This is a genomic window from Chryseobacterium sp. KMC2, from assembly GCF_016756935.1.
GTDB lineage: Bacteria > Bacteroidota > Bacteroidia > Flavobacteriales > Weeksellaceae > Chryseobacterium > Chryseobacterium rhizosphaerae.
Genome location: NZ_JAESIT010000001.1, coordinates 102,909 through 128,417, shown reverse-complemented (window position 1 = coordinate 128,417; position 25,509 = coordinate 102,909). Strand labels below are relative to the sequence as shown.

Here is a 25,509-nt window from a genome sequence, read left to right as displayed (position 1 = left end):
GACAATAAAAAATCCCGAAAATAATTTCGGGATTTTGTTTTTATTACATTGGGCCACCTTGCTGGTCATCGCCGGTTTCATTGGCATTGATGTCTTTTTTCTTCTTGGCCTGTTCTATTTTTTCACCTTGTTTGAATCTATAGGTTAAAGAGATAGAAAACTGTCTAGGCTGCCATTGCATATAGCTGCTACGCGTATAGTCATTGCTGTAGTTAATTGTCTCCATACCTCTTGTATTAAAAATATCCTGAATGTTGAAGGAAATAGTTCCGTCTCCTTTCCAGATCGTTTTGGAGGCTCCCAGGTTTAATGCATACATATCCTGTCTGTCCTGGCTGGCGGTTTTTTGTCCCCCTCTGTAGAAGCCTTGCAGCTGTACACTTAATGTCTTATCAAGTTTAAATGTTGTATTAAGACGTAATCTTGTAGAGAAACCACTTCCGGTAAAATCTAATGAACGTACCTTAGTAAGTCCGTTGATATCTTTTGTTTCATAAGATGCAATTCCGGTCGTTTTGTACCCGAAAAGATCTACACTACCCATAATTTTGAACCAGGCAAAAGGGTCATAGGTAAAGTTCAGGTCCAAACCATAACGATCATCATTACCCAGGTTTTCCGGTTTTGTATAGAAAACTCTTTGTCTTTCATCCGGTCTGTAAACCAGCATCTTTGTATCGTCTGTTGAATGCCTGTAATATAGAGTAGGGTTGATGGTGAATTTCTTTCTGGTAATATTATAACCTACCTCATAAGAATCTACATACGATGGGTTAAGGTCGATATTTCCTTCAAAAATATTTTGGTTATTGGTATAATTGGGGAAAGGAACCATAAAGAATGATCTCGGTCTGTCTATTCTGCGGGAATAGTTTACTAAGATCTGATTATTCTTGGATATATCATAGCTTAAGAATACACTTGGAAATAAATTGTTGTAATTCTTGTTTTTATTTAATGGAGCTTTATCAGGGTTCTGACTGATATAATTGATTTTAACATTTGAAAGCTCATCTCTTAATCCTACCTGATAGCTAAGATTTCCGAGCTTACTTTTAAACTGCAAATAGAAAGCATTGAACATTTCCCTGTAATCCGTATTGTTGTTATAATTCGGAATAAGAGGATTATTAGAAGTACTGCTTACAAAATTATCATAAGTGTTATCATTGACATCCAATCTGTAGCCGGCTTCAAGTTTGGAGTTTTCTCCTAATGGTAATTCATAATCTGCTTTACCTATTACTGTTTTGGTTACAGAATGTCTTCTGGTAATATCCTGTACAGAGGGTACATAATCAACACTTTCCAGAATGTCAGCATTATTATTGCTTCTGTTTCTCTGTAAACTTACGGATAGTGATAGATTCTGCCCATTATCGTCAAACTTATGGTCTAAACCTACATCTCCCTGGAAGGCAAGATTGTTAAAGGTGGTCTTGGAATCTCTCAGGGTATAAGGATTCTTGAGACTCCAAAGATTAGAGGCATTTCCTGTATATCTGTAAAAAGTATCATAAGTGTTTACAAGTTCATTTCCGTCCCCGTCAAAAGTTCTCACTAATCCAGTTAGATTTAGCGATGTTTTGTCAGAAATATCATATACAAAACCTGCACTTACATTATAGTTCTTGTTGTAGGTCTTATTGACAGAGTTCTGCTGTTGATGTACAGGTACATCCTTAGGCTGTATACCTGGAGTTATATCAGGGAATACAATATTATGATAGGTTGTTTCAGAATTGTTTTTGGTTTTATTTTCTGTATAGCCTCCGCCGCCATTCACAAACCAGGTCCAGTTATTTTTTCTCCAGCTTAGGTTGGCATTCAGAGATGTCCTCGGAAAATATCCTAAAGCACCCACTACACTTCCGTTAAATCCTACTTTTTTACTCTTTTTAAGAATAATATTTAAAATCCCCGAAGTTCCGCTTGCTTCAAATTTTGATGAAGGGTTGGTAATGACTTCAATTCTTTCGATCTGATCAGCAGGAATACTCTGTAATGCGTTAGCTCCGTCATCAATTCCCAGAAGAGAAGAAGGTTTTCCGTTAATCAGGAATTTTACATTAGTACTTCCTCGCATAGAAACCGTTCCATCCGTATCTACGGTAACAGAAGGCACATTACTTAAAACATCCTGAAGACTTCCACCTTTACTTACAATATCCTGTGATGGGTCATAAGTCTTTTTATCCAGTTCCACTTTATAAGCTTTAGTGGCTGCTGCCGTAATTACAACACCTTGTAACTCCTGGGTTTTTCCATCCAGAGTAGTGGAAGCTTCGGGCTCTATAGAGAGCGCACCAATATTTCCGTTTGCGGTTATATTTTTACTGACTATGCTTTTCTTATAGTCTATCGCTTCTACTGTAATGTCATAATCTCCGGGAACAAGTTGTAGCTTATATTGCCCTTTTTCATCAGTGAGTACAGCATCGCTTAATGTTTTGTTAGCTTTGTTGCTAAACGTTACAGAAGCATAAGGTACAGGCTGGTTTTTCTTATTGACAATAATTCCTGAAATACCTGATTTCTCTTGAGCAAAAGCCATAGCGGCTGCTGAAAGAACCAAGGTAAGCCCTAGCGTTTTTTTTGTGAAAATATTGACAATTTCCGTCTTATTCATAGGTTATTTTTTGTATAAAATCATGAGGGGATACCCTTAACAGTATAGGTTTTCAGATTGCTCTGATTATCATACCGTTATGATTCGTTTATTAATTTTTACTGTATAAAGTTTTTTAAGTGCTTGCTAAGCCTATTTTATATTTTTTGAATTAAGCCAATCCTGATAGGCTTTTGCATTTACAGCATGCTCTTCTGCACTTGCCGTAAACTTGTGATATCCAAATCTTGCAGGATCAGCACACATAAATATATAATTATTGTTTTCTGCATTTAAAACAGCATCTACAGAATTCTTATCCACCACACAGATCGGCCCTGGAGGAATACCCGCATTCGCATAGGTATTGTACGGAGAAGGAGTTGATAAATGCTTATATAAAACCCTTTTAATAGATTCCTTAAAATTAGTTTGTTTGTTGATGGCATAGATTACCGTAGGATCAGACTGAAGTTTCATTCCTTTTCGGTAACGGTTCAGATACAATCCCGCTATCGTTTTCATTTCATCCTTTTTCCCTCCGGATTCTTTATACACAATAGACGCCAGTGCATAGATCTGATCCCTTGTTAAACCGGACTGCTGTTCCTTGTTTTTTCTTTCACTGGTCCAGAATTCATTATACTGATCTTCAAATTTTGCAAAAAATTCTCTCGGGCTTACTGTCCAGAAGAAGTTATAAGTATCTATGAAAAAATATTTTTTTAAGTCTTCAACATTTTTGTAGCCTTTTTCCTGTGAAATCCCGTCAAGATCTTTTACAAAATGTAAAGAATCCAATTCTGTTTTTTTAGTCACTTTGCCGATCATCTGGTACATATCTCCAAAATCTCCGATTCTGAAAGAATTGGCTGTTTGATTACCCGCTTTAATCATATTCACAAGATCAGAGTTTCCTTTGCCCTCCTCGATATGATAACGCCCGGCTTTAAAGGCTGAAGTAAGACCTTTATCTTTAGCCACGGCTTCAAAAGATTCCTTATCTTTTATATAGGGAGCTATAGAGTCCATGATCTGTTTGAAATCCGCTTTATGAGGAATCAATACATACCCGTCTTTTTCTACGTTATTTCCGAAGTACTTATTATAAAATCTCAATCCAAAAAATCCTGCGATTACAAAAACCAGCAGAATGACAATGAGAATAGCTTTTTTCATTCTTATACTATTGATTAAAAGTTTATGGTTTCTAAAGTATGTCTATTTTGCCTTTAAAAACTTGCTTTGCAGGACCCTCCAGCCAAATGCTTTGAAAAGAATCTCCATTTTTTTCAGCATATACCTTCAGATTTCCTCCTAAAGTTTTAACTTTTACAGAAGTTAGATTGTCTTTTTGTAAAAAAGTTAAAGCGGAAGCTGTAACTCCTGTTCCGCAGCTGTAAGTTTCATCCTCAACGCCTCGTTCATAGGTTCTTACAAAAATTTCATTATCAGAAATTTTTTCTACAAAGTTGACATTAATCCCATTTTCTTTATAATTTTCGGAATTTCTGATCCCATTTCCTTCTGCATACACCTTATAATTTGCTAAATCTTCTACATATTTTACATAATGAGGAGAACCGGTATTAAGAACGGAATCATTACCGTCATGAGAAATGGTATTTACATCAATCATTTTTAGCTTAACAATCCCGTTGTGGATTTCCGCTTCATGCTCACCATCTATAGCAATAAACCTACATTTATCTTCAAAAATATCCAAGAAAAAAGCAAATGCTACCAAACATCTTCCTCCGTTTCCACACATCGTGCTTTCTCCACCATCAGAATTATAGTATACCATTTTGAAATCATAATGATCATCGTTTTCCAATAAGATGAGGCCGTCTGCGCCAATTCCGAAACGTCTGTCACATAGCTTTTCAATGTTTTTTTTATTTTTAGGAAACTGAAGGTCACGGTTATCTACCATCACAAAATCATTTCCAGTTCCCTGATATTTATAAAATTCCATAACTTTTTATCTAAATTAAAGAAGCAAAATTAATATATTTAAAATGAAAAACGAACAGTGTTAACTGTTCGTTTCCTTATTTATAATCGTTTTATCTAACCGTTTTTATCTAAACCCTCCGGTGTTCTGTCTGTTTGTGCTTCCTGAGTTATTTGAACTGCCAGAGCTACTGCTACTGCTGTTACTGGAACTTCCTCTGAAACCTCCGCTGTTTGAAGAGGGTTGAGGTGCAGTATTGTTTCCTGAACTTCTGAATCCACCACTGTTTGAGCTTCTTTGAGGAGCCTGATAAGTGCTGTTCTGGTTTCTGAATCCGCCGCTATTGTTGGTGTTTTGATTTCCCTGATTATTCTGGTTGCTGTTATTTCTAAAGCCTCCACTGCTTTGGTTTCTGTTTCCCTGGTTATTTTGAGAACCATTGTTTCTGAAACCGCTGTTATTGTTATTATTACGATCGTAATAAGGCTCTCCTCTGAATCCGGTATTCGGTCTTGTAGAGTTATTATCTGATCTCCTTTCTACATATACTTTTCTTCTTGAGTTGTTAGCGTTATAGTAATAGTAAGGAACACCATTGTCGTAGTAATAATTAACATTGTCTCTGTAATAATATCCATCATTACCATAATATCCACCATTTCCATAATATCCGGATGGTGCATAATAATATCCATTGTTATAATATGGATCACCATAACCGCCATTATTGGCATATCCGTCTGAGTATGCTAAACAAGATGTTAAACTGGCAAATGCAACAATACTGGCTGCTATTTTTAATAAATTTTTCATGACTTTATTGTACTTTTTTCTCTTTAAAACTTTTTTTCCAACTAAGGTATCCTAAGATAGCCATTATAGTAAATACCAAATATTGAACCGAAGTGATGCCAAGTCCCTTAAAAATCATCATAGGCATGCAAATAAAATCTCCGATAATCCAGAAAATCCAGTTCTCAATGCGCTGTTTGGCCATAAACCACATTCCTACTAAAAATATAGAAGTGGTAAAAATATCCAGCCAATTTGCCCAATCTAAATGATATAATCCAAGACCACCCTCCAAATTGTCAATATAGGGTTTGTAATAATAAATAAGAATGACCAATGCAAAACTCAGGATGAAAAGAATCCCTGCATAAATCCATTCCTTTTTTGTTGCCCAGGTAACATCCACATGAACATGGTCTTTGGAATTTTTAGACCATAAGATCCATCCGTACACACTCATTACGGTATAATACACGTTAATCAGGCAGTCTCCCAATAATCCGAAATTAAAAAGAATATATACATAGATCAACGTGGAAATAATGCCGGTAGGGTATACCCAGATATTTTTTTTGATAGAAAAATAAACGCTTAAAGTACCGAAAATAGCTCCTGAAGACTCCAGTAAAATCTGTGCTGCTGTATAATTTTCATAGGGTTTGACGAAAAGGTCATAGATATTCATGCGATCAAAAATAAACAAAATTTAACACTTGATAAAATACTTTGAATAATGTGTCGGTCAGGTTTTTAGATTTTTTTATTTAAAATAAATGACGAAAGTTTGTCAATAAACATGAGAGTCCGTAAAATTTTTATATTTTCGTAAATCCTTAATAAATAAAAAAAAACATGTCTAAAATTTGGGTTAAGAAGCCGCTAAGTGCCTATGAGGCAGATATGAAGAAAAGTGAGCTGAAAAAAGTCCTTGGAAAATGGAGTTTAACAGCAATTGGAGTAGGTGCTATCATCGGTGGTGGAATCTTTGTTCTTACCGGAACCGGAGCTTATTATCACGCAGGGCCGGCACTGGCAATCTCTTTCATTATAGCAGGTATTGCCTGTGTTTTTGCAGCATTATGCTATGCGGAATTTGCATCCATTATTCCTGTTGAAGGTTCTGCCTACGCCTATGCCTACGGAACGGTAGGAGAAATTTTTGCCTGGGCAATGGGCTGGTGTCTTATCCTGGAGTATGCCATGGCAAGTATGGCCGTTTCCGTGAGTTGGTCCGGATACTTTACCAAATTTTTGAAAATTTTTGGAGTTCACCTGCCGGGATATCTTACTTCAGATCCCGCGAGTTATACAGGAGATGGTTTTTCAATGAACCTGCCTGCATTCATTCTTGTTTTACTGATTACAGCCTTGCTGGTAAAAGGAACCAAGGAAGCTGCCGGAGCGAATAACCTTATTGTACTTATGAAGACTTCTGCGGTTATTTTCGTAATCATTGCAGGGGTTTATATTATCTTCTCTAATACAGATCTTTACAATGCTGTAGATGGAGTGAAAAACTGGAATCCTTTTATCCCTGATCAGATAAAAATTAAAAATTCTGAAGGCGATCTGGTCTCTGCCTATGGTATTAAAGGAATTATTTCCGGAGCAGCAGCTATCTTCTTTGCTTATATTGGTTTCGATGCTGTTTCTACACAGGCAGGGGAGGCTATTAATCCTAAAAAAGATGTGCCTTTCGCTATTATTGCTTCATTATTGGTGTGTACTGCATTATATATTTGTGTATCTCTGGTATTGACAGGGATGATGCATTATACAGATTTTAACCCTGAAGGAAAATATCCTGATGCAATCAAAGCACCGGTGGCATATGCTTTTGAAATTGCCGGAAAACACTGGGCTAGTAATGTGGTAACGATTGCCGCTACAGTAGGTTTGATTTCTGTAGTAATGGTAATGATGATGGGACAGTCCAGAATCTTTATCGGAATGGCAAAAGACGGTTTGATTCCTAGATTTTTCGGAGAGCTTCACCCAAAAACAAAAACTCCTTATAAAGGAATTATCCTGTTAGGAATCATAGTAGCGCTTATCGCAGCATTTACCCCAATTTCAACGTTGGCAGATATGACCAGTTTCGGAACTCTGTTTGCATTTACATTGGTATGTATTGCGGTTTGGGTGATGAGAAAAAAAGAACCGGATTTGATCAGACCTTTCAAAGTTCCGGCTTATAAAATCGTTGTAGCATTAGGAGTATTTATCAATATATATTTAATATTCAACTTAAGTGCTCATGCATTGGAACTTTCTGCTGTATGGCTTTTCTTAGGAGGTGTGGTATATTTCAGTTATGGAAAATCAAACAGTAAACTGAACAATCCTGAAAAATATAAAAACGTAGATTAATTTAATATAGAACCGCTTCGGCGGTTTTTTTTATAGCATATGAAAAAGATCTTCTCTATTCTATTTCTTTCCGTAGGAATCTGTGCATTTTCTCAGCAGGTGGAAAGCATGGAAACTATTTTTAATGACAAAATAAGCATCAGAGCTCTTGAGCTGTATGATCATAAGATTTGGTACAGTGGTACAGATTCTAAGTTTGGGTTTGTAGACATACAAGATCCAAAGAACCAAAAACAGATTATATTATCAGAAGATAAACTTGAGTTCAGAACCCTGGCACAGGATAAAGCCGCTTTTTATGCCATTAATATTGGAAGTCCTGCTCATTTCTTTGCCATTGATAAAAAAGATTTAAAATCACAGGTTGTTTTTACTGATACTACAAAAACGGCATTCTATGATGCACTGCACTTTGTAAATGAAAAACTGGCATACACATTTAGTGATGCCGATAAAGATCATGGATTAAAATTGGCAATATACAGGGATGGAAAGTGGGATATGCTTAAAACTGCAGTCACACTGCATGAAGGGGAAGCAGCTTTTGCGGCCAGTAATACCAATATCTCTTCTACTAAAAACTTTGTATGGATCGCAACAGGAGGTAAGACCTCAAGAATTTTAAGACTGAACCTGAAAACTGAAAAGTTTGAAGTCTTCAATACTCCATTTATCCAGGGAGAATCTTCGAATGGAATGTACTCCATAGATTTCAGTGATGATCATTTCGGAATTGCAGTAGGAGGGGACTATACAAAGCAGGAGGCTAATATCAATAATATTGCTACCACGAATAATGGCGGTAAAACCTGGCAGATTCAGGCATCCGGGCAGAATGCAGGATATACTACCTGCGTGAAAATTAAGCCGGGTTCAAAAGGAAAAGAAATCATCGCAGTAGGAGATCAGCATATCAGTTATTCCTCAGATTTTGGAAAAACATGGAAAAAGATTTCTGATGAAAAAGGTTTTTTTGTCTGTCAATGGATCGATAAAAATCATATTGTTTTTGCTGGTAAAAACAGAATTGCAGTGATGAGATTGAAGGGATAAAAGATGTAAGATCAACGATAACAAAATATTGACGGTATAAAAACAAAAGAGATATCCTGTTGGGAAATGGATATATCTAAAAAACAAATAGTATATATAGAATTTATCATTATTAAGGAAAGGCCTTACAGACAGTATTTAGACTCATTATAAAATAGAACCTAATATATTTCATAGGCCAAAATTCATAACTAATGGTTAATTTTGTAGAATGAAGTTTTAAGACCATTAAATTTCATGACCTTATAAAATTTTAATTTTCGAAATGAACTCTTTAATAGATAAGTATAATATTCCCGGACCACGTTACACCTCTTATCCTACAGTTCCATATTGGGATGAAACTACATTCTCACCGGAAAAGTGGAAAGAAAGCGTAATCAGGTCCTTTCATGAAAGTAATGCAGAGGAGGGGATTTCTATTTATATCCATTTGCCTTTCTGCGAGGCATTGTGTACCTTTTGTGCATGCCATAAACGGATTACAAAACAACATAGTGTTGAAATTCCTTACCTGGAAAGTGTATTAAAAGAATGGAATCTTTACCTTGCTCTTTTCAATGAAAGACCCAAGCTGAAAGAATTACACCTGGGAGGAGGTACGCCTACGTTTTTCTCGCCTGAAAATTTGAAAACCCTTCTGGAAGGGATTTTTGAAACAGTAGATATTGCTGAACATCCTGAATTTTCTTTTGAAGGACACCCGAATAATACCACGAAGGAACACCTTCAGACGTTGTATAATCTAGGCTTTAGAAGAGTAAGTTTCGGAGTTCAGGATTACGATCCTAAAGTGCAGAAAGCGATCAATAGAATTCAGCCTTTTGAAAATGTAAAAAATGTTACAGAATGGGCTAAAGAAATTGGTTACAGAGGAATCAGCCATGATTTGGTTTTTGGGCTTCCGCATCAAAATTGGGAAGCGATGGAGCATACCATCAGAAAAACGATGGAGTTGAAACCGGACAGACTTGCATTTTACTCATATGCACACGTTCCATGGGTAAAAGGAGTGGGTCAGAGAGGGTTCGATGAAAATGACTTGCCTAGTGGAGAAGAAAAGCGAAGATTATATGAAGACGGTAAAAAGCTGCTTGAGGACTTAGGCTATATTGAAGTGGGAATGGATCATTTTTCTCTTGAACATGATGATCTCTACCAGTCTTTAATTCATAAAAAACTCCACAGAAATTTCATGGGTTATACCTCAAGCAATACACAGCTGATGGTAGGACTTGGAATGTCTGCAATTTCAGATTCATGGTATGCTTTCGGGCAGAATGTGAAAACGGTGGAAGATTATCAGAAATCTGTAGAAGAAGGAGAGATTCCTGTGGTGAAAGGCCATGTTCTGGATGAGGAAGATCTAAAGGTAAGAAGACATATCCTCAACCTGATGTGCCAGCTTGAAACTACTTTCCATACTCATAACTCTTTCCCGGAACTTGAAAATGCATTGGAAATGCTGAAGGAAATGGAAAAAGACGGATTGGTTGAAATCAATGGTCATGAAGTTAAAATTACGGAGGCTGGAAGAGCATTCACAAGAAATGTTGCAATGGTTTTTGACCTTAGGATGTTGAGAAATAAACCTGAAACGAGAATTTTCTCGATGACGATATAAAATAAAAAGCGGTTCAGTTTTGAACCGCTTTTTTTATGTATTTAAAATTTTAGTTGACATACTTTTTCATGAAGTTTTTATTCAGTTGGTATGAATATTTTGCGGAATATTGCGTTAAAAAGTAATAGCTGGTAGCGTGTGTTAAAATACTATTCCATTATTTAATAATTAATTTCTGACTATAGGAATTCAGGTTTCCTGATTTTAGATTGATGAAATAAACTCCGGCAGGTAGGGCGGAAATATCCATACTTTTGCCATTGACAACTTCATCAGTTTCCCAAATTTTCCGGCCTTCTGTACTCATGATTTCTGCGCTTACTTTTTTGCCTCCAATGCCATTGATGAAGATTTCTTTGGATGCAGGATTAGGATAGATACTTATTTTGCCTAAAGCAGTGCCTTCCTGTACACCTAAAGTTCCCGTTGAAATTTTAAAAATTTTGCCACTGGTGACAGCTGCCACATAGAGCTCTTTTTGAGAATCCTGCCCGAAAGTGGAAAAATTATTCCCACTGTAAGCAGAAGACCATGTGATAGCATTATTGGTATCCAGCATACCGATTTGTGTAGAGCAGTAATCAGCGAAGAAATATTTGCCCTGAAGAGAGGGGTATTGGGATCCCCTGTAAATATACCCTCCGGTAATAGAGCATTTCCCACCGGAATGATCATACACGGCAACAGGGAATGTCATGGTGCCAATACCTGGACATCCTGCAGTATTATAAGCTGTATTTCCTTCGTAGCAACGCCATCCGTAATTAAGTCCGGCCTGAGTGATGGAAGTTCTGTTGATTTCCTCAAAAGCTCCCTGGCCCACATCAGCAATGAGTACATTTCCACTGGTTAGGTCAAAAGAAAATTTCCAGGCATTTCGGAGCCCATACGCCCATATCTCATCGGCTCCGTCGCTACCCACAAACGGATTGTCAGAAGGAATATTATAAGGCCCTGTAGCGTCTACATCAATTCTCAGCATTTTTCCCAACAGTGAATTTTTATTTTGGGCATTATTCTGCGGATCTCCACCACTTCCTCCATCTCCGGTGATGATCCAGAGTTTTCCGTCCGGAGCAAAATGTATGCTTCCTCCGTTATGGTTTTCGAAAGGTTTGGGAATATTCAGTAAGATTTTTTCAGAGTTGGGATCGGCAATGTTGGGATCTGTTGAACTTACCTTGTACCTTGCTACAATAATATTTCCGGCAGGATTATTATAATAAACAAAAAAATAGCCATTGCTGGAATATTGGGGATGGAATGCAAGTCCTAAAAGACCTCTTTCTCCGCCGAAAACAATCTTTGAAGCGATATTAAGAAAAGGGGTAGCATTAATAACTCCCGTAGGCTGGATAATTTTAATAATACCATTCTGCTGTACCACGAAAAGACGGCTGTCATTAGCGTTTGTAATCTCTACCGGGCTGGTAAGTCCGGTAGCAAATTCTTCCAAATTAATACTTTGAGAATTAACGAATAAGGAAGAAAGCATACTGATCATAAATAGTAACTTTTTCATAATATTTTGATAGTTAGTGTGTTGATAAATGAATGAAAATTTTATACCATTCAAAATTTGAAAACTTCATTAAGATACCATGAAAAAATTGTTAAATCTTAAATAGAAGTCGAAATACCAATATATCTGAAAATAAACCATTTCTGTTGTTAAAAATTCATAAAATACAAGAAAATCATTATATTTGCCGACTTAATTTAACGTAGTTATAACAAAATGCAAGGAAAAGGACTTATTACAATTGTTGCTATTGTCCTGGGGTTGATTTGCTTAAACGAGCTATTACCAACCTGGTACGCCAGCAAAATTGAATCGCAGATCGAAGCTGCGAAAGGAAACGAGAAAGAGATCAAACGAATCAAGGAAGATACTCTTAATCTTGGGTATACAAAGCTTTATTATTCAAAAGCTAAAGACAAGGAGATGAAGCTTGGTCTTGACTTAAAAGGAGGGATCAACGTTCTTTTGGAAATTAACCAAAGAGATCTGGTAAATGATTTAACTAATTATTCTACCAATCCTATTCTTATTGAGGCTTTAAACAAGACTGATGAAGTTCAGAAAAGCTCTACAAAATCTTACATCGACAACTTTTTTGAGCAGTTCGATGCAATCAACAAAGCGAAGGGGTCAAGCCTGAAGCTTGCAGATCCGGATCTTTTCGGAAATACAAACTTATCTGAAATCAAGTATAACACTACTGATGAGCAGGTAAGAAGTATTGTAAAGAGAAGAGTTGATCTTTCTGTAGGTACAGCTTTCGAAGTAATCAGAACGAGAATAGATAAGCTTGGAGCTATCCAGCCAAATGTTCAGAGAGTACCTGGTACTGCTAGAATTTCTGTAGAAATGCCTGGTATGAAGGATATTGACAAGGTGAAGAAAATGCTTCAGACTTCTGCAAAACTTCAGTTCTGGGAAGTACAGCAGGTTCCTGAAATTGCGCCTTATTTCCAGACTTTGACAACTATGATTGCTGCAAAAGGAGATTCTATGGGAGTTGCAAAGAATGTAAACTTCATGAAACTTATACAGCTTGACAAATTAAGAAGTAATGGTGTTGCTAATGTGAAGTTATCTGATACTGCAGTTGTTAATAAAATTTTAAACAGCAAAGTAGGACAGGCTTTACGCCCTGCAAACATTAAATATACACAGTTCATGTGGGGTTACAAACCTGAAGCTACAAGTCCGGACGATTTGGTATTGTATGCAATCAGAAGTAACATCAATCAAAAAGCTCCGGTAGACGGTGCTGTAGAAACTGCAAGCATTAGCTATGACGAACTTGGAAGAGTAGTGGTAGATATGCAGATGGATTCTAAAGGAGCTAAAGAATGGAAAACTTTAACAGAGAAAAACGTAGGGAAGCCGGTTGCGGTAACTCTTGACGGTAGAGTATATACTGCCCCTAATGTGGTAAATGCTATTCCTAACGGTAGAACTCAAATCTCCGGTAACTTCTCTCAGGAAGAAGCTAAAGAATTAGTTGACGTTTTAGGAGCAGGTAAATTGCCAGCTGGTGCTAAAGTAGTTCAGGCTACTCAGGTAGGTCCATCTCTTGGACAGGAATCTATCAACGCCGGTATGATTTCATTTGCTATTGCATTTTTAATTATCATTGTTTATATCATTTTCTATTACGGTGGTGCGGGAGTATATGCTGTAATTGCAATGGTTATTAACCTTTTCTATATTTTCGGAATTATGGATTCCGGAGACTTTACGCTTACCCTTCCTGGTATCGCAGGTATCGTATTGACGATGGCCATGGCAGTGGATACGAACGTAATTATTTACGAAAGAACGAAAGAAGAATTATTTGCCGGTAAGAATATCTTAGAAGCTTATAAAGACGGTTTCAAACACGCATTAAGTGCGATTATTGATGGTCACTCAACTACGTTACTGACCGCTGTTGTGTTATTCTTCTTCGGTACAGGGCCTATCAAAGGATTTGCTTTGACCTTGATGATCGGTATTATTATGACATTGTTTACTTCGGTATTACTTTCAAGAGTAATGATCTTCAGTAGACTAAATAAAGGAAAACACCTTTCTGTATGGACTCCTCCAACGAAAAACTTATTCAGAAATACGTGGATTGATTTCATCGGAAAAAGAAAATACGCATACATTATCTCTGCTGTTTTAACAGTGATCTGTATTGGTTCTATGGTTACCCACGGATTCAAATATGGTATCGACTTTACAGGAGGTAGAAACTATATCGTAAGATTCGATAAAGAGGTTAATGCTAATGATGTTGAAGAAAAATTGGTAAAGATTTTCAAAACTGAAGATGGTAAAAACTCTTCTGTAGAAGCTAAAACTTTCGGAAATGGAAACCAGTTGAAAATTTCTACAGATTACCTTATCGAAGATGAGTCTTTAAAAGCTGACCAGACTATTGAGCAGAAATTATTTGAAGGATTAAAAGGAGATCTTCCTGCTACCCTTACTCTGCAGGATTTTAAATCCGCGGATAAAGACCATGCAGGGATTATTTCATCTGAAAAAGTAGGTCCTACAGTTGCTGACGATATTCAGACACATGGTATTCTTGCCGTTGTTGCTGCTCTTGCAGGTATCTTTATCTATATCTTATTTAGATTTAGAAAATGGCAGTTCTCTTTAGGTGCTGTAGCAGCTCTATTCCACGATGCGGTTATTATTTTAGGAACGTATTCATTACTTCACAAATACATGCCGTTCAATATGGAGATTAACCAGGATTTCATTGCTGCAATCCTTACGGTACTAGGATACTCTATTAATGACACGGTAATTATCTTCGACAGAATTAGAGAATATCTGAGAGAGAAGAAAGCCTTAACATTAGCTGGATTATTTGATGACTCTATTTCAAGTACTTTAGGTAGAACATTCAACACTTCATTTACTACGATTTTGGTAATCTTGGCGATTTTCATTTTCGGTGGTGATAACTTGAGAGGGTTTATGTTTGCGATGTTAATCGGTATTGGATTCGGTACGTATTCATCCATCTTTATTGCATCTGCAATTGCTTATGACTTCCTGAAAAAAGGAAAAGAAGAAGATGTACATGGAAAAAGTACTTCTGAAAAAGAAGTGCTTGCTTCAAAGTAATATAAACTACAATAAATAAGTAAAAGCCTTTCGGAAGAAAGGCTTTTTTTGTTTTCTGTCATTACCTGATGGCTGTACTTAAGACTGCATAACTCAAAATGTCTTTTGGTAAGATGCGCATCACTTTTTTGGGAAGATAGAAATGTGTTTTTTGCCATTATTAAAATTTTTTGTAGGAGTTGATTGAAGGTTTGAGTTAATTTTTTAAATGAATAATAGTTAATCTGTTAAAAATATTACTTTATTATTGATGAATACATGTGTGAATTATAAGTTTTTCATGAATTATTGTATTTTGATGAAAATAAATCAAAGTAATGGATTAATGTGTGTTAATTTATTATATATTTGCAAAAAACAGAGCAAATATGAAATTCAAAGAATTATTCGTTGCTGCGGCATTAATTGCCAGCAGGACTGCCTTTGCGCAGGTAGGTATTGGGAATGCTAGTCCTGATAAAAGCGCAATGTTAGATGTGACCGGTTCTAATAAAGGAGTATTAATCCCCCGAATTTCTGATCTTACCACAATACCCACTCCCGCGAATGGTTTATTGGTCTATGATCTTAAAAGACAGGCATTAGCTCAGAATATTGGAACACCAGCCAGCCCAAACTGGGTGCCGATCAGTGGAAATATAGTGAAGTTCTTCTATATGCCATCCATCAGTATTGATACCTCTACTATAGGGACAGGAAGAACACTGGATTTGTACCAATTATATAAAACACAGTTTTCCACTCCAAAAGTTGTAAGCGTGGGAGCCCCCACTGCTATTCCTTTTTTCTTGAATGCTTCGGATCTGTATTATTATGTAACAGATTTTGATGGCAATGTTTTACGGAATGTAAGTATTGATGCTAATGGAATATTGCGCTATGATGTAATTGGAACTGCTACCGCATGTTCTTTTGTTAATATTGTATTTGTAATCAAATAATTTTAAGTGACATAACGTCATATGAGCATCCTTACCCAAGGATGAGTATTCTTCCGCGTATAATTAATTGCTTAAAATTATTAATGATGAAAACAAATTCGATATTAGGCTATATTTTTATAGCAATATGCTTTTTTGTGTCTGGCAAAATGGCATCCCAGGAGATGGTTTCCCTTCCGAATGGTGGTTGTGGTAGGCTACTGGATACTAATACCTCCAGTGCAAATAATGGTGGACTTCTATGTTTCAGGCTGGGGAAAGAAGCAGCTAATCCTGCTAATATGACAGATATTGATGTGAACTCTTTTGCTTCTTTAAAGCCGGGTACAGGTGCAGGTCTTTTTTGTAGTATGCATGTAGGCGTAGGAACAACAGGAGCTGATTTTCCTGCTAATAAACCTGTTTATATAGACTTTGCCTCTGATGGCTTCAACTTTAATCCCAGTTTTAATGGGGGAAATTTTGTCTTTTATAATAATGGACAGGAAATTTATCGTACAGGAGTTAACGGACATATTTTCTTTGATTTTGGAGATAATCAGGAACGTCGGATTATTAAAGTGATTCCTACGGCAGCGTGGGATGAAGTACGGTTAACATTTGCAGAGGTTATCGGTGTCGGGTTTTCATTTAGTCAGATGAGAGTTTATAATATACTGTCTGAGTATTATATAGACCCTATGACCTATTTATCTCAGCCTTCTGATAAAACTGTAGCAGTGGGTGGATCTACCACTATGACTGCGGTTATCAACAACACCCCTACAGATGAAACACCTGAAAATATTACCTACCAATGGCAGGTTCTTAACGGAAGTACATGGACAGATCTGGCGAATGGTACCAATTACAGTAATGTGACTTCGTCAACGCTTGCTATCAATAATGTTCCGGTAGGTTTTAACAATAATCAGTATAGGGTGGTTGCAAAATCAAGTTTTTATACCTGCTCATTCCAGGCTATTTCTACTATAGGAAGGCTTTTTGTTAATTCCGTAAATAATCCGGGAACGATTGCTGCAGATCAGACATTATGTATGGATATCAACAATGATCCTGCGGCATTTACACAGGTTACAGCTGCTCAGGTAACAGGAACTGCCGAATATCAGTGGCAGAGCTCTACAGATAATATAACATTTGTAAATATTACCAATGCAACTTCTGCAACTTATGATGCGCCACCGGTTACACAGACTACTTATTACCGTCGGGGCGTAAGATCTGTTCTTAATGGAAATGTTACTGCTTATCAGTACACTAATGCAGTTAAGATTACAGTGAAACAGAGCTGCCTGATTAAATGCATTATAACCAACAGAATGACTTATACAAAGCTTAACAGCAATTAATACAATATTCACAACTTTAGAAAAACCTATTTCATGCTGATATTGAAATAGGTTTTTTATTCCCTATTTTCTAAAAAATCTTTATTTTTTTTTCTGCTGATTATTAAGATTTATATTAAAAATAAAAGCTTTTTTGGGTACTGATCTATTATTCAGGAGGATATTCTTTAATATAATGAAATTTAGAATCATTATTTTTAAGATTTGATTAATTTTGCAGCATCATGGAAAAATCAAAAAAAAATACAGCGATAAGCTTTATATTTATTACACTACTTATTGATATTACCGGCTGGGGAATCATTATTCCCGTAGTTCCAAAGTTAATAGAGGAGCTTATTCATGCCGATATCAGTGAAGCTGCAAAATATGGAGGATGGCTGGGATTTGCCTATGCGTTTACACAGTTTATATTTTCTCCGATTGTAGGAAATCTGAGTGATAAATATGGACGTAGACCCATTATTTTGATTTCCCTTTTTGGGTTTGCAGTAGATTATATCTTTCTGGCATTAGCCCCAAGTATCTGGTGGCTGTTCTTAGGGAGGATTATTGCAGGGGTTACAGGAGCTAGTATCACCACTGCCAGTGCCTATATTGCAGATATTTCAACAGATGAAAACAGAGCCAAAAACTTTGGGATGATAGGAGCTGCATTCGGTCTCGGATTTATTATTGGTCCGGTTCTGGGAGGTGTATTAGGGCATTACGGAGCCAGGGTTCCTTTTTATGCGGCAGCAGGTTTATGTCTGCTTAATTTCCTCTACGGCTATTTTATTCTTCCCGAAAGTTTAAGTAAAGATAAAAGAAGAGAATTTGACTGGAAGCGTGCAAATCCTGTGGGTTCATTTAAATTCTTGGGAAAGCATGCTGAAATTTCAGGATTGGTATTTGCACTGATTTTAATTTATATAGCAGGTCATGCTGTACAGAGTAACTGGAGCTTTTTCACCATGTATAAGTTTGACTGGACAGAAAGAATGGTAGGGATTTCCCTTGGGGTAGTAGGATTGTTAGTAGGATTGGTACAGGGAGGTTTAATCAGGTGGACAACTCCAAGGCTGGGAGAAGAGAAAAGTATTTACTATGGATTAGCTTTTTATGCTGTGGGAATGTTTTTATTTGCTTTCGCATCCGAGGGTTGGATGATGTTTGTATTTCTGATTCCATATTGTCTGGGAGGGATCTGCGGTCCCGCTCTGCAATCAGTTATTACAAAGAGTGTTCCGGCTAACGAACAGGGAGAGCTTCAGGGGGCCTTGACGAGTCTGATGAGTGCCACTTCAATTATAGGACCTCCGATGATGACCAATCTGTTCTACTTTTTTACTCACGATGAAGCTCCGTTTAAATTTTCCGGAGCGCCATTTTTCTTAGCATTTATTTTAATGGCCATCAGTGTAATCGTTACTTATTCTGTTTTTAAGAAAAAAAAGAAAATCTAAAATTTTGTATTTTTAAGAGAAGGCCGGAAGGAATAAATCATTACTTTTAAGATATGAAGCGTATTCCCCAATACAAGCCGGATGAATTTAAACCGATCCTTAATCTGGATTGGGCAGGGAAGACTATGCTGAAAAAAGGGCTGAATGAATTTTTTATAGAGCCCCTTGAGGTTCTTAGTGAAGCAAAGACTCCTTCCCAGCCCCATCGTAAAACAGTAAACGATTTTGTGTTTATTAAAAAAGGATTTCTTGAAAAAATGGTTTGTTCAGATACGTTTGCCGTACAGGAAAATATGATCATCCTTCTTCCCCCGTATAAGATCCGTACCTTTCTTAAAAACACTCCGGATGTTGAAGGTTTCTACTGCCATTTTTCCGATGATTTTATTGCAGAAGGCCCCGGCTTGAAATATCTGCAGGATATTCTGAGTTATACAGAGATTAAAAACAATCCTACCCTTTATCTGGACGGGCAGCATGAGGAAAGAATTTACCTGATCCTGCAACAGATGGAAAGCCTTTATGCAGCCACTGATAATATGGAACTGCTGAGACTGTATCTTTTTACCCTATTGGGAGAGATCCGGCATTTTATAGAAAAGCTTCCGAAGCAGAATCTCTCGGTTAATGAAACCATTGCGCTAAAATTTAGGAGATTGATAACCAGTCAGATTCAGAATTTACATGCTGTAAAAGAATATGCCGATCTGCTTAATGTTTCTCCTAATCATTTGAATAAAACAATAAAAAAAGCAACCGGAAAAACGGCTTCTGAGATTATCACCGAAGCTCTTCTGATGGAGGCAAAGGCTTTACTTTCTCTACCTCAATATACCGTTTCTGAGGTTGCTCTGGTCTTGGGAATAGAAGATGTTTCCTATTTTTCCCGTCTTTTTAAAAAACATACCGGTATCAGTCCGTCAGAATATAGAAAAGGGATTGATTTATCCTACTAATGGATGCATATGTTCTAACCTTATCTTGTTGTATTTAAGAATTTTGTAAGTACAATTATGATGGTTTAGAAAATGAAACAAATATTACTTTTCAGTGTTGGAATAGTACCCTTATTATTTTTTTCTCAAAATAATAAACAAGCTCCCAATCCTCCTGTTGTCTTTGAAGCTTTAGCCGGCAATAAGGGAATTGCTAGCCAGATGACAATCAATAAAGGTTTTCAGGAGGTCAGAGGATTGGGGTTTTTTAGTGCTGCCAATATTTCTTCAAAATGGAATGAAGACCGTTCCAATGATGCCATGATCCAGGCGAATATAACCTTTGAGGTGATTAAAAATTTTCGGGTGCTGGGTGGAATGCATTATACTCCTACTACCGGGCTTAGACCCACTGCAGGAATATTATATTCATTAAGTACTCCCGAATTTTTACTTATTGTCAATCCCAGATTTATTGGATTTTCTGAAAAAAGTATAGCAGAAGGGATGATGTTATTGGAATACAAACCTGCAATCAACGAAAACTGGAAAGGGTATTCGCGCGTCCAGGCTCTTTATTCGGAAACTATAAAAGATGGAGGGCACGCCCGAAGTTATCTGATGCTTCGGCTTGGGGTCAGTTATAAACCACTCACTTTTGGATTGGGTGCCAATTGGGATCGCTATGGACCATTGAAGGAAAGTAAACAGAATTTTGGCGTATTTGCTGCGATCAGGCTATTTCATTAACAGTATACATTTTTTACTATAACTATTTTTATTCTTTATTAACATGAAACATTTAATTTTTCAAACGAATAATACCTGGACCGGGACTTTACTAAGATGGACAATAGGTATTGTATTTATTCCTCATGGGCTTCAAAAAACATTGGGTTTATTTGGAGGAATGGGATGGAGCAAAACAATGGAGCTTTTTACAGAAAATTTACATCTTCCATATGGTGTTGCATGTACCGTAATCTTGGTGGAATTTTTGGGCTCAATATCATTGCTATTGGGTTGGGGAACCAGATTCTGGGCTCTATCATTTATAGGCTTGCTGACCGGAATTATGTTTACTTCTCATTTGGATAACGGATTTTTTATGAACTGGTTTGGTACCCAAAAAGGAGAAGGATGTCAGTTTGATATTCTTGCGATTGGAATAGTTGTAACTTTGCTTATTGAAGGAGGAGGGAAATTATCAGTAGACCGTTGGATTTCTACTAAAAATACCCTGAAAAAATAATTATAAATGAGTGTCATGGATCAATTGAAATTAGAAAAATACCTGGAAAGAATCCATTTTTCCGGAGCCCCGGAAATGAATATGGAAACACTGAAAAGAATTCATCAGCTACATCCTCAGTACATTCCTTTTGAAAATATTGATCCTTATACCGGAAATGTTCCGTCTCTGAATCTGGATGATGTTTTTAATAAACTGGTGACGGAATCAAGAGGAGGTTATTGCTTTGAGCAGAATCTGCTTTTACGTGAAGTGCTGAAATATATAGGATTTGATACCAGGTTGCAGCAGGCCAGGGTCGTATGGAAGAGAGAGGAAGATGCCATTGCCGCCAAAACACATTTATTATTGATTGTGAATATGCATGGGCAGGAATATCTTGTAGATTGTGGTTTCGGGATAGTAACTGTTACAGCTCCTTTACTTTTACATGATGAAGAACCCCAGCAAACCCCGAATGGAGAGTTTAAAATCTCAAAAAAAGAAGAGCTATATATTCTTTGGTTTTGGAAAGAAAAATGGCTGCCGGTCTATCGTTTTGCACTGGAACATGTAGAACCTTTAGATTTAGACATTGCCAACTGGTACCTCTCTACCTATCCCGAATCTATGTTTAAGAAAAACCTGGTACTCTCAAAAGTGGATGAAGAGGCAAGATATACTTTTAGCGATCACACATTGAATATCCGAAAGGAAACAAACGAAAAAGAATCAGTAGCCATAGAGCATGATGAACAGCTATTTCAGATACTGAAAGATATTTTCGGGTTAAAAGAAAATGCAGTGAAGCTTTTAAAGGAAAAAATAACAAAGGAGTAATTTTACGGGGAAAGAAAAATGATTCTTTAGAGTATAAGAATAAAAGGAAGCCTATAGACTTCCTTTTACTTTTTTAAAAATTTGAATTCTTATGAAAATTAGGGATAAAGTGATTTTGTACCATTGCTTACAATATTACTTCCCAATCCTGAAAAGGATACAGAGAAATTGCTTGCGTTAAAACTTAAAGATCCGGTAGGTGTACAAAGGCCTAAAGCATATTGACACTGTCCATATGCCCCTGTTCTTTTAATAACTTTACTTTCGCTTTTTGCTTTTCCTAAGCTGATGTTCCCCCAGTCACTTACATCAACGTTTGAAACAGTAGAACCGGTATAATAGATGGTAATCTGATATCCTACTTCTCCTCTCTTGGAGCCCCAAAGCCAATTGGCAGTCCACCATTGTTTATACCATTTAGAGACAACTTTTGCCGTTGAGCTGTTGGATACCTCAGAATTTCCTCTTGTATCCATCAGTACCAATCCACCAAAGACATTATCCCAGACAATACCAGAGTCATTATAAAAACATAGCGTCGTAAACTTTCCATGTTTACCATCCCATGATACTTCCAGGACATTAATACCTGCTTTTATCTCATCGGTAGCCATTTCTTTTAATCCTTTCTGAGCAGTGATCAGGTGGTCTCCTGAATATAGGTCTCCGATTTTACCAATTTTTACAGAAGAAGGATCGGCTATATTTCCCAACCCAATAAACTGATCCTTATCAGAGATCAGGTTTTGAGAAATTTCAAGACCTTTTTGTGTCGAAATTTTTCCCAGAACATTAATTCCTGTGATCTGCAGGTCATTGTTCAGATGTTTTTCAAGATTTTTTTTGGATTCATCAAGCTGAACCTGTACCGCTTGGGGAATTGCTTGTACACCGGGAGTGATTTCCTTCTTAAGATCCGATACAGAGACTTTAGCCTGAGCTGTTTCCTGTTGTGTGATTTCATTGCTTTCATTCTGGCAACTGCCCAGAGCCAGTACTGACAGAACAGCAAGAAATTTAAAGGGAGTTAGTAATTTTTTCATATAAATAGGTATTTAGATTGTGTACAGTAAATGTACTTAAATAAAATATAATTCTCAATTTTTTGAATTAATTATTTGTTAATAGGTTGTTTTATGATCAAATGATTTGGGAGTCGGAAATGGGGTGTTGCGAGGAGATAGGAGAGTAGAGACAGGAGAGGTTGAGATTAGAGACAAGAGATAGGAGATAGGAGATAAAGGAGTGGGGGAAATGCTGGATGCATACTAATTTCAAACTTTAAACGGTAAACTGAGAGTATGAAATCTTAAAATTTGTTTAAAATTTTAAATTACATTAAAGAGATGTTATAATCTTTCGTAATTTTACAGCATGGAATTAAGCATTGGAGAAATGGCACTCATTGCCATTGCAATCGTTGTATTATTCGGACCGGATAAACTTCCTCAGATTGCACGTGATTTAGGATCAGGTGTAAGAAAAATGCGTGGAGCAGTGGAAGATATCAAAACTGAGATTATGAAAGAAACGGATAATCCTGTTTCTGAGATCAAACGTGAAATCGAAAAGGTAAAAGATGCTGCCAAAGATTTCAACCCGGTTAATGATATCAAGAAAGATATTTTAACAGAACCTCTTGCATCTAATGAACCTCCAAAACTAAAACCTTCTGAAGATGAAACTTATGAAGGGCCTGTAAGCAGATAAGGTATGGAGGAGATTATTCAGGAAGATAAAACGGTATTTCTATACCTTAATAATTTGGGAGACCCTTCTTTCGATCAACTCTGGATGCTGATTTCCAGTACCTGGATCTGGGTGCCTCTTTATATTATATTCCTTTATTTTTTGTACAAAAACTATAAACTGAGATCTTTAGTTTTTATCCTGATTTTTTTAGCATTGGGAGCAACGGTTTCTGACCAGCTGGCTAATGTTTTCAAATTTGGGGTTGCCAGGTTGAGGCCTTGTCACGATCCTACGCTGGAACATTCTATGAGGATTGTGAAATGTGGAGGGCAGTATGGATTTTATTCTGCACATGCTTCCAATACCTTCTTTTTAGCGTCTTATCTGGGAATTTTATTAAAAAAGAAAATTAAATGGTTCCCATATGCTATATTTGTATGGGCTATAGTGGTTTCCTACAGCCGAATTTATTTAGGAGTGCATTTTCCGATAGATATTTTGGTGGGGGCGTTTGCTGGTTCTTTATTGGGAGTGATATTTGGTGCACTCGCCAAAAAAGTGATCAACAAACAAAATATAACACCATGAAAAAACCTTTATTACTTTTAGCTTCTATTTGTTTCTCTCTCAATTTCTATGCTCAGGATAAAAAAATAGCTGAGGAATGCTTTAAAAAAGCAGATTATAAATGTGCTGAGGAGCAATATTCAAAACTAGCTGAAAAGGAACAGATCCAAAAATTTCAATCCGAATATTACAATAATCTGGGAACAGCACAAAGAAGGCTGGGGAAGGCTACAATGGCTTTTAAATCCTATGAATCTGCACTGATTGCAAACCCTATGTCTGCTCCTGTATATGCCAACCTGGCGTCACTACACAGTCAGAAAGGAAATAAAGCAAAAGCACTGGAGTATGTGGAAAAAGGGCTTCAGGTAGATCCTGAAAATACGGAACTGTATCTGACCCGTTCCAAAATCTATGACAGCCAGGGGAAAAAAGATCTGGCTATTAAAGATCTTAATCAAATTCTGACTTTTGCACCGGATAATATTTTTGCCAAAACGGGATTGGCAAATCTGAAAAAAAACAGCGGTGACCTTGATGGGGCTTTAAAAGATTATAACCAGCTTATTGCTGAAAAGCCGGAATCACTTTTGTACAATGGACGCGCAGATGTTTATCTTAAAATGAAAAAGTACAAAGAATCCCTTACAGATGCCAATAAAGCAATTTCTATTGATCCCAAATTTGCCCAATCTTATGTCACCAAGGCATTGGTTTTATTTGATACTGCCAAACCTAAAGAAGCTTGTGAAAATCTTGATAAAGCAGTAACCTTTGGATATGAAAAAGCTGTATTGGCAGATTATTACGCTAAATGTATCAGGAAATCATAATCATTTCAATATAAATTTTCGTTTCCCTATCATGCACTATGATCGGGTTTGATTAATAATTCATCAATAATAAAATGTACTTCTGAAAAGTGAATGAAGTAGATAAAGAAAAATAAATGTTAAATATTGTTTTAGTAGAGCCGGAAATACCTAATAATACAGGGAATATAGGAAGATTATGTGTAGGAACAGAAAGTAAATTACATTTGGTTCATCCTTTTGGATTTGTAATTAATGATAAAAACCTGAAACGTTCAGGATTGGATTATTGGGTGCATCTTGATGTTTCAGAATATGCAGATGTAGATGAATGGGTGAAAAATATTCCGGATCTTTCACGGGTTTTCCTGATGAGTTCGCATGCTGAAAAATCATATTTGGAAACTGATTTCCAGGATGGGGACTGGCTGGTTTTCGGAAAGGAAAGTAAAGGCCTAAGTAAAGAAGTACTGGACCGTTTTGAAAATCATTTAACGATTCCCATGTCAAAATTAATCAGGAGTTTTAATATTGCCAATTCTGTGGCATTTGTAGTAGGGGAGGCTAAAAGACAGATTAACTCAAAAGCATAATATATATACCTGATAAGGGAAGTCAAATAAGACTGATGGTTGTGGGGAAACTAAAACAGCTTCC

General features: G+C 36.6%; 22 protein-coding genes. 15 read left to right on the top strand and 7 right to left on the bottom strand.

Annotation, left to right across the window (positions count from 1 at the left end):
• Positions 1-43: 43 nt before the first annotated feature.
• The 5 genes from JML65_RS00600 to pnuC form a co-directional block, all read right to left on the bottom strand.
• Positions 44-2,629: a TonB-dependent receptor domain-containing protein gene (locus JML65_RS00600; protein WP_202269599.1), complete on the bottom strand. Its 2,586-nt coding sequence runs from the start codon at positions 2,627-2,629 to the stop codon at positions 44-46.
• A 132-nt stretch (positions 2,630-2,761) separates the two neighbouring features.
• The gene (gene mltG / locus JML65_RS00595) at positions 2,762-3,787 is read right to left on the bottom strand and encodes an endolytic transglycosylase MltG (RefSeq protein ID WP_202269598.1); all 1,026 of its coding nucleotides are present in this window, start codon (positions 3,785-3,787) and stop codon (positions 2,762-2,764) included.
• Between the two features lie 31 nt (positions 3,788-3,818).
• The gene (gene dapF / locus JML65_RS00590) at positions 3,819-4,586 is read right to left on the bottom strand and encodes a diaminopimelate epimerase (protein WP_084085965.1); all 768 of its coding nucleotides are present in this window, start codon (positions 4,584-4,586) and stop codon (positions 3,819-3,821) included.
• Positions 4,587-4,691: 105 nt separating this feature from the next.
• Positions 4,692-5,378, bottom strand: a complete 687-nt coding sequence (locus JML65_RS00585; protein WP_047485265.1) for a hypothetical protein — start codon at positions 5,376-5,378, stop codon at positions 4,692-4,694.
• Positions 5,379-5,382: 4 nt separating this feature from the next.
• On the bottom strand, positions 5,383-6,042 hold the full coding sequence (pnuC, locus tag JML65_RS00580) for a nicotinamide riboside transporter PnuC (protein ID WP_047485263.1): 660 nt from the start codon (positions 6,040-6,042) through the stop codon (positions 5,383-5,385).
• A gap of 167 nt (positions 6,043-6,209) precedes the next feature.
• Between pnuC and JML65_RS00575 the strand changes: the two genes are divergently transcribed.
• The 3 genes from JML65_RS00575 to hemN all read left to right on the top strand — a co-directional run bounded on the left by JML65_RS00575 (position 6,210) and on the right by hemN (position 10,404).
• Entirely contained in the window at positions 6,210-7,727 is a 1,518-nt protein-coding gene (locus JML65_RS00575) for an amino acid permease (RefSeq protein ID WP_047485261.1), read from the top strand.
• Positions 7,728-7,766: 39 nt separating this feature from the next.
• Positions 7,767-8,780, top strand: a complete 1,014-nt coding sequence (locus JML65_RS00570) for a glycosyl hydrolase (RefSeq protein WP_202269597.1) — start codon at positions 7,767-7,769, stop codon at positions 8,778-8,780.
• Positions 8,781-9,045: 265 nt separating this feature from the next.
• The gene (gene hemN, locus JML65_RS00565) at positions 9,046-10,404 is read left to right on the top strand and encodes an oxygen-independent coproporphyrinogen III oxidase (RefSeq protein ID WP_202269596.1); all 1,359 of its coding nucleotides are present in this window, start codon (positions 9,046-9,048) and stop codon (positions 10,402-10,404) included.
• A 157-nt stretch (positions 10,405-10,561) separates the two neighbouring features.
• On the opposite strand, the gene JML65_RS00560 is transcribed toward hemN, so the two are convergent.
• Positions 10,562-11,926: a PQQ-dependent sugar dehydrogenase gene (locus tag JML65_RS00560; protein ID WP_202269595.1), complete on the bottom strand. Its 1,365-nt coding sequence runs from the start codon at positions 11,924-11,926 to the stop codon at positions 10,562-10,564.
• A 216-nt stretch (positions 11,927-12,142) separates the two neighbouring features.
• Between JML65_RS00560 and secD the strand changes: the two genes are divergently transcribed.
• The 8 genes from secD (at position 12,143) to JML65_RS00520 (ending at position 21,781) form a co-directional block, all read left to right on the top strand.
• A complete protein-coding gene (gene secD, locus JML65_RS00555) occupies positions 12,143-15,037 on the top strand; it encodes a protein translocase subunit SecD (protein WP_202269594.1) in 2,895 nt (964 codons plus the stop codon).
• 368 nt (positions 15,038-15,405) lie between these two features.
• On the top strand, positions 15,406-15,978 hold the full coding sequence (locus tag JML65_RS00550) for a hypothetical protein (RefSeq protein WP_202269593.1): 573 nt from the start codon (positions 15,406-15,408) through the stop codon (positions 15,976-15,978).
• 83 nt (positions 15,979-16,061) lie between these two features.
• A complete protein-coding gene (locus JML65_RS00545; RefSeq protein WP_202269592.1) occupies positions 16,062-17,330 on the top strand; it encodes a hypothetical protein in 1,269 nt (422 codons plus the stop codon).
• A gap of 224 nt (positions 17,331-17,554) precedes the next feature.
• Positions 17,555-18,775, top strand: coding sequence for a TCR/Tet family MFS transporter (locus JML65_RS00540; RefSeq protein ID WP_202269591.1), 1,221 nt, complete (start codon positions 17,555-17,557; stop codon positions 18,773-18,775).
• Positions 18,776-18,828: 53 nt separating this feature from the next.
• Positions 18,829-19,731, top strand: a complete 903-nt coding sequence (locus tag JML65_RS00535) for a helix-turn-helix domain-containing protein (RefSeq protein WP_202269590.1) — start codon at positions 18,829-18,831, stop codon at positions 19,729-19,731.
• 72 nt (positions 19,732-19,803) lie between these two features.
• Complete coding sequence (locus JML65_RS00530) at positions 19,804-20,460, top strand: hypothetical protein (RefSeq protein ID WP_237390752.1); 657 nt, start codon at positions 19,804-19,806, stop codon at positions 20,458-20,460.
• A gap of 43 nt (positions 20,461-20,503) precedes the next feature.
• A complete protein-coding gene (locus JML65_RS00525) occupies positions 20,504-20,962 on the top strand; it encodes a DoxX family protein (RefSeq protein ID WP_202269589.1) in 459 nt (152 codons plus the stop codon).
• Positions 20,963-20,977: 15 nt separating this feature from the next.
• Positions 20,978-21,781 carry an arylamine N-acetyltransferase family protein gene (locus JML65_RS00520; RefSeq protein ID WP_202269588.1) on the top strand — a complete coding sequence of 268 codons (804 nt, stop codon included), beginning with the start codon at positions 20,978-20,980 and terminating at the stop codon, positions 21,779-21,781.
• Positions 21,782-21,879: 98 nt separating this feature from the next.
• On the opposite strand, the gene JML65_RS00515 is transcribed toward JML65_RS00520, so the two are convergent.
• Positions 21,880-22,824: a hypothetical protein gene (locus tag JML65_RS00515; RefSeq protein WP_202269587.1), complete on the bottom strand. Its 945-nt coding sequence runs from the start codon at positions 22,822-22,824 to the stop codon at positions 21,880-21,882.
• A 331-nt stretch (positions 22,825-23,155) separates the two neighbouring features.
• Here JML65_RS00515 and JML65_RS00510 point away from each other — a divergent pair, with 331 nt between their 5' ends.
• The 4 genes from JML65_RS00510 to JML65_RS00495 all read left to right on the top strand — a co-directional run bounded on the left by JML65_RS00510 (position 23,156) and on the right by JML65_RS00495 (position 25,445).
• Complete coding sequence (locus JML65_RS00510; protein WP_047485241.1) at positions 23,156-23,491, top strand: twin-arginine translocase TatA/TatE family subunit; 336 nt, start codon at positions 23,156-23,158, stop codon at positions 23,489-23,491.
• Positions 23,492-23,494: 3 nt separating this feature from the next.
• Complete coding sequence (locus JML65_RS00505) at positions 23,495-24,061, top strand: phosphatase PAP2 family protein (protein ID WP_047485239.1); 567 nt, start codon at positions 23,495-23,497, stop codon at positions 24,059-24,061.
• Positions 24,058-24,873 carry a tetratricopeptide repeat protein gene (locus tag JML65_RS00500; protein WP_202269586.1) on the top strand — a complete coding sequence of 272 codons (816 nt, stop codon included), beginning with the start codon at positions 24,058-24,060 and terminating at the stop codon, positions 24,871-24,873. The genes JML65_RS00505 and JML65_RS00500 overlap by 4 nt, the downstream gene beginning before the upstream one ends.
• Positions 24,874-24,989: 116 nt before the next feature.
• Entirely contained in the window at positions 24,990-25,445 is a 456-nt protein-coding gene (locus tag JML65_RS00495; RefSeq protein WP_047485234.1) for a tRNA (cytidine(34)-2'-O)-methyltransferase, read from the top strand.
• Positions 25,446-25,509 lie beyond the last annotated feature (64 nt).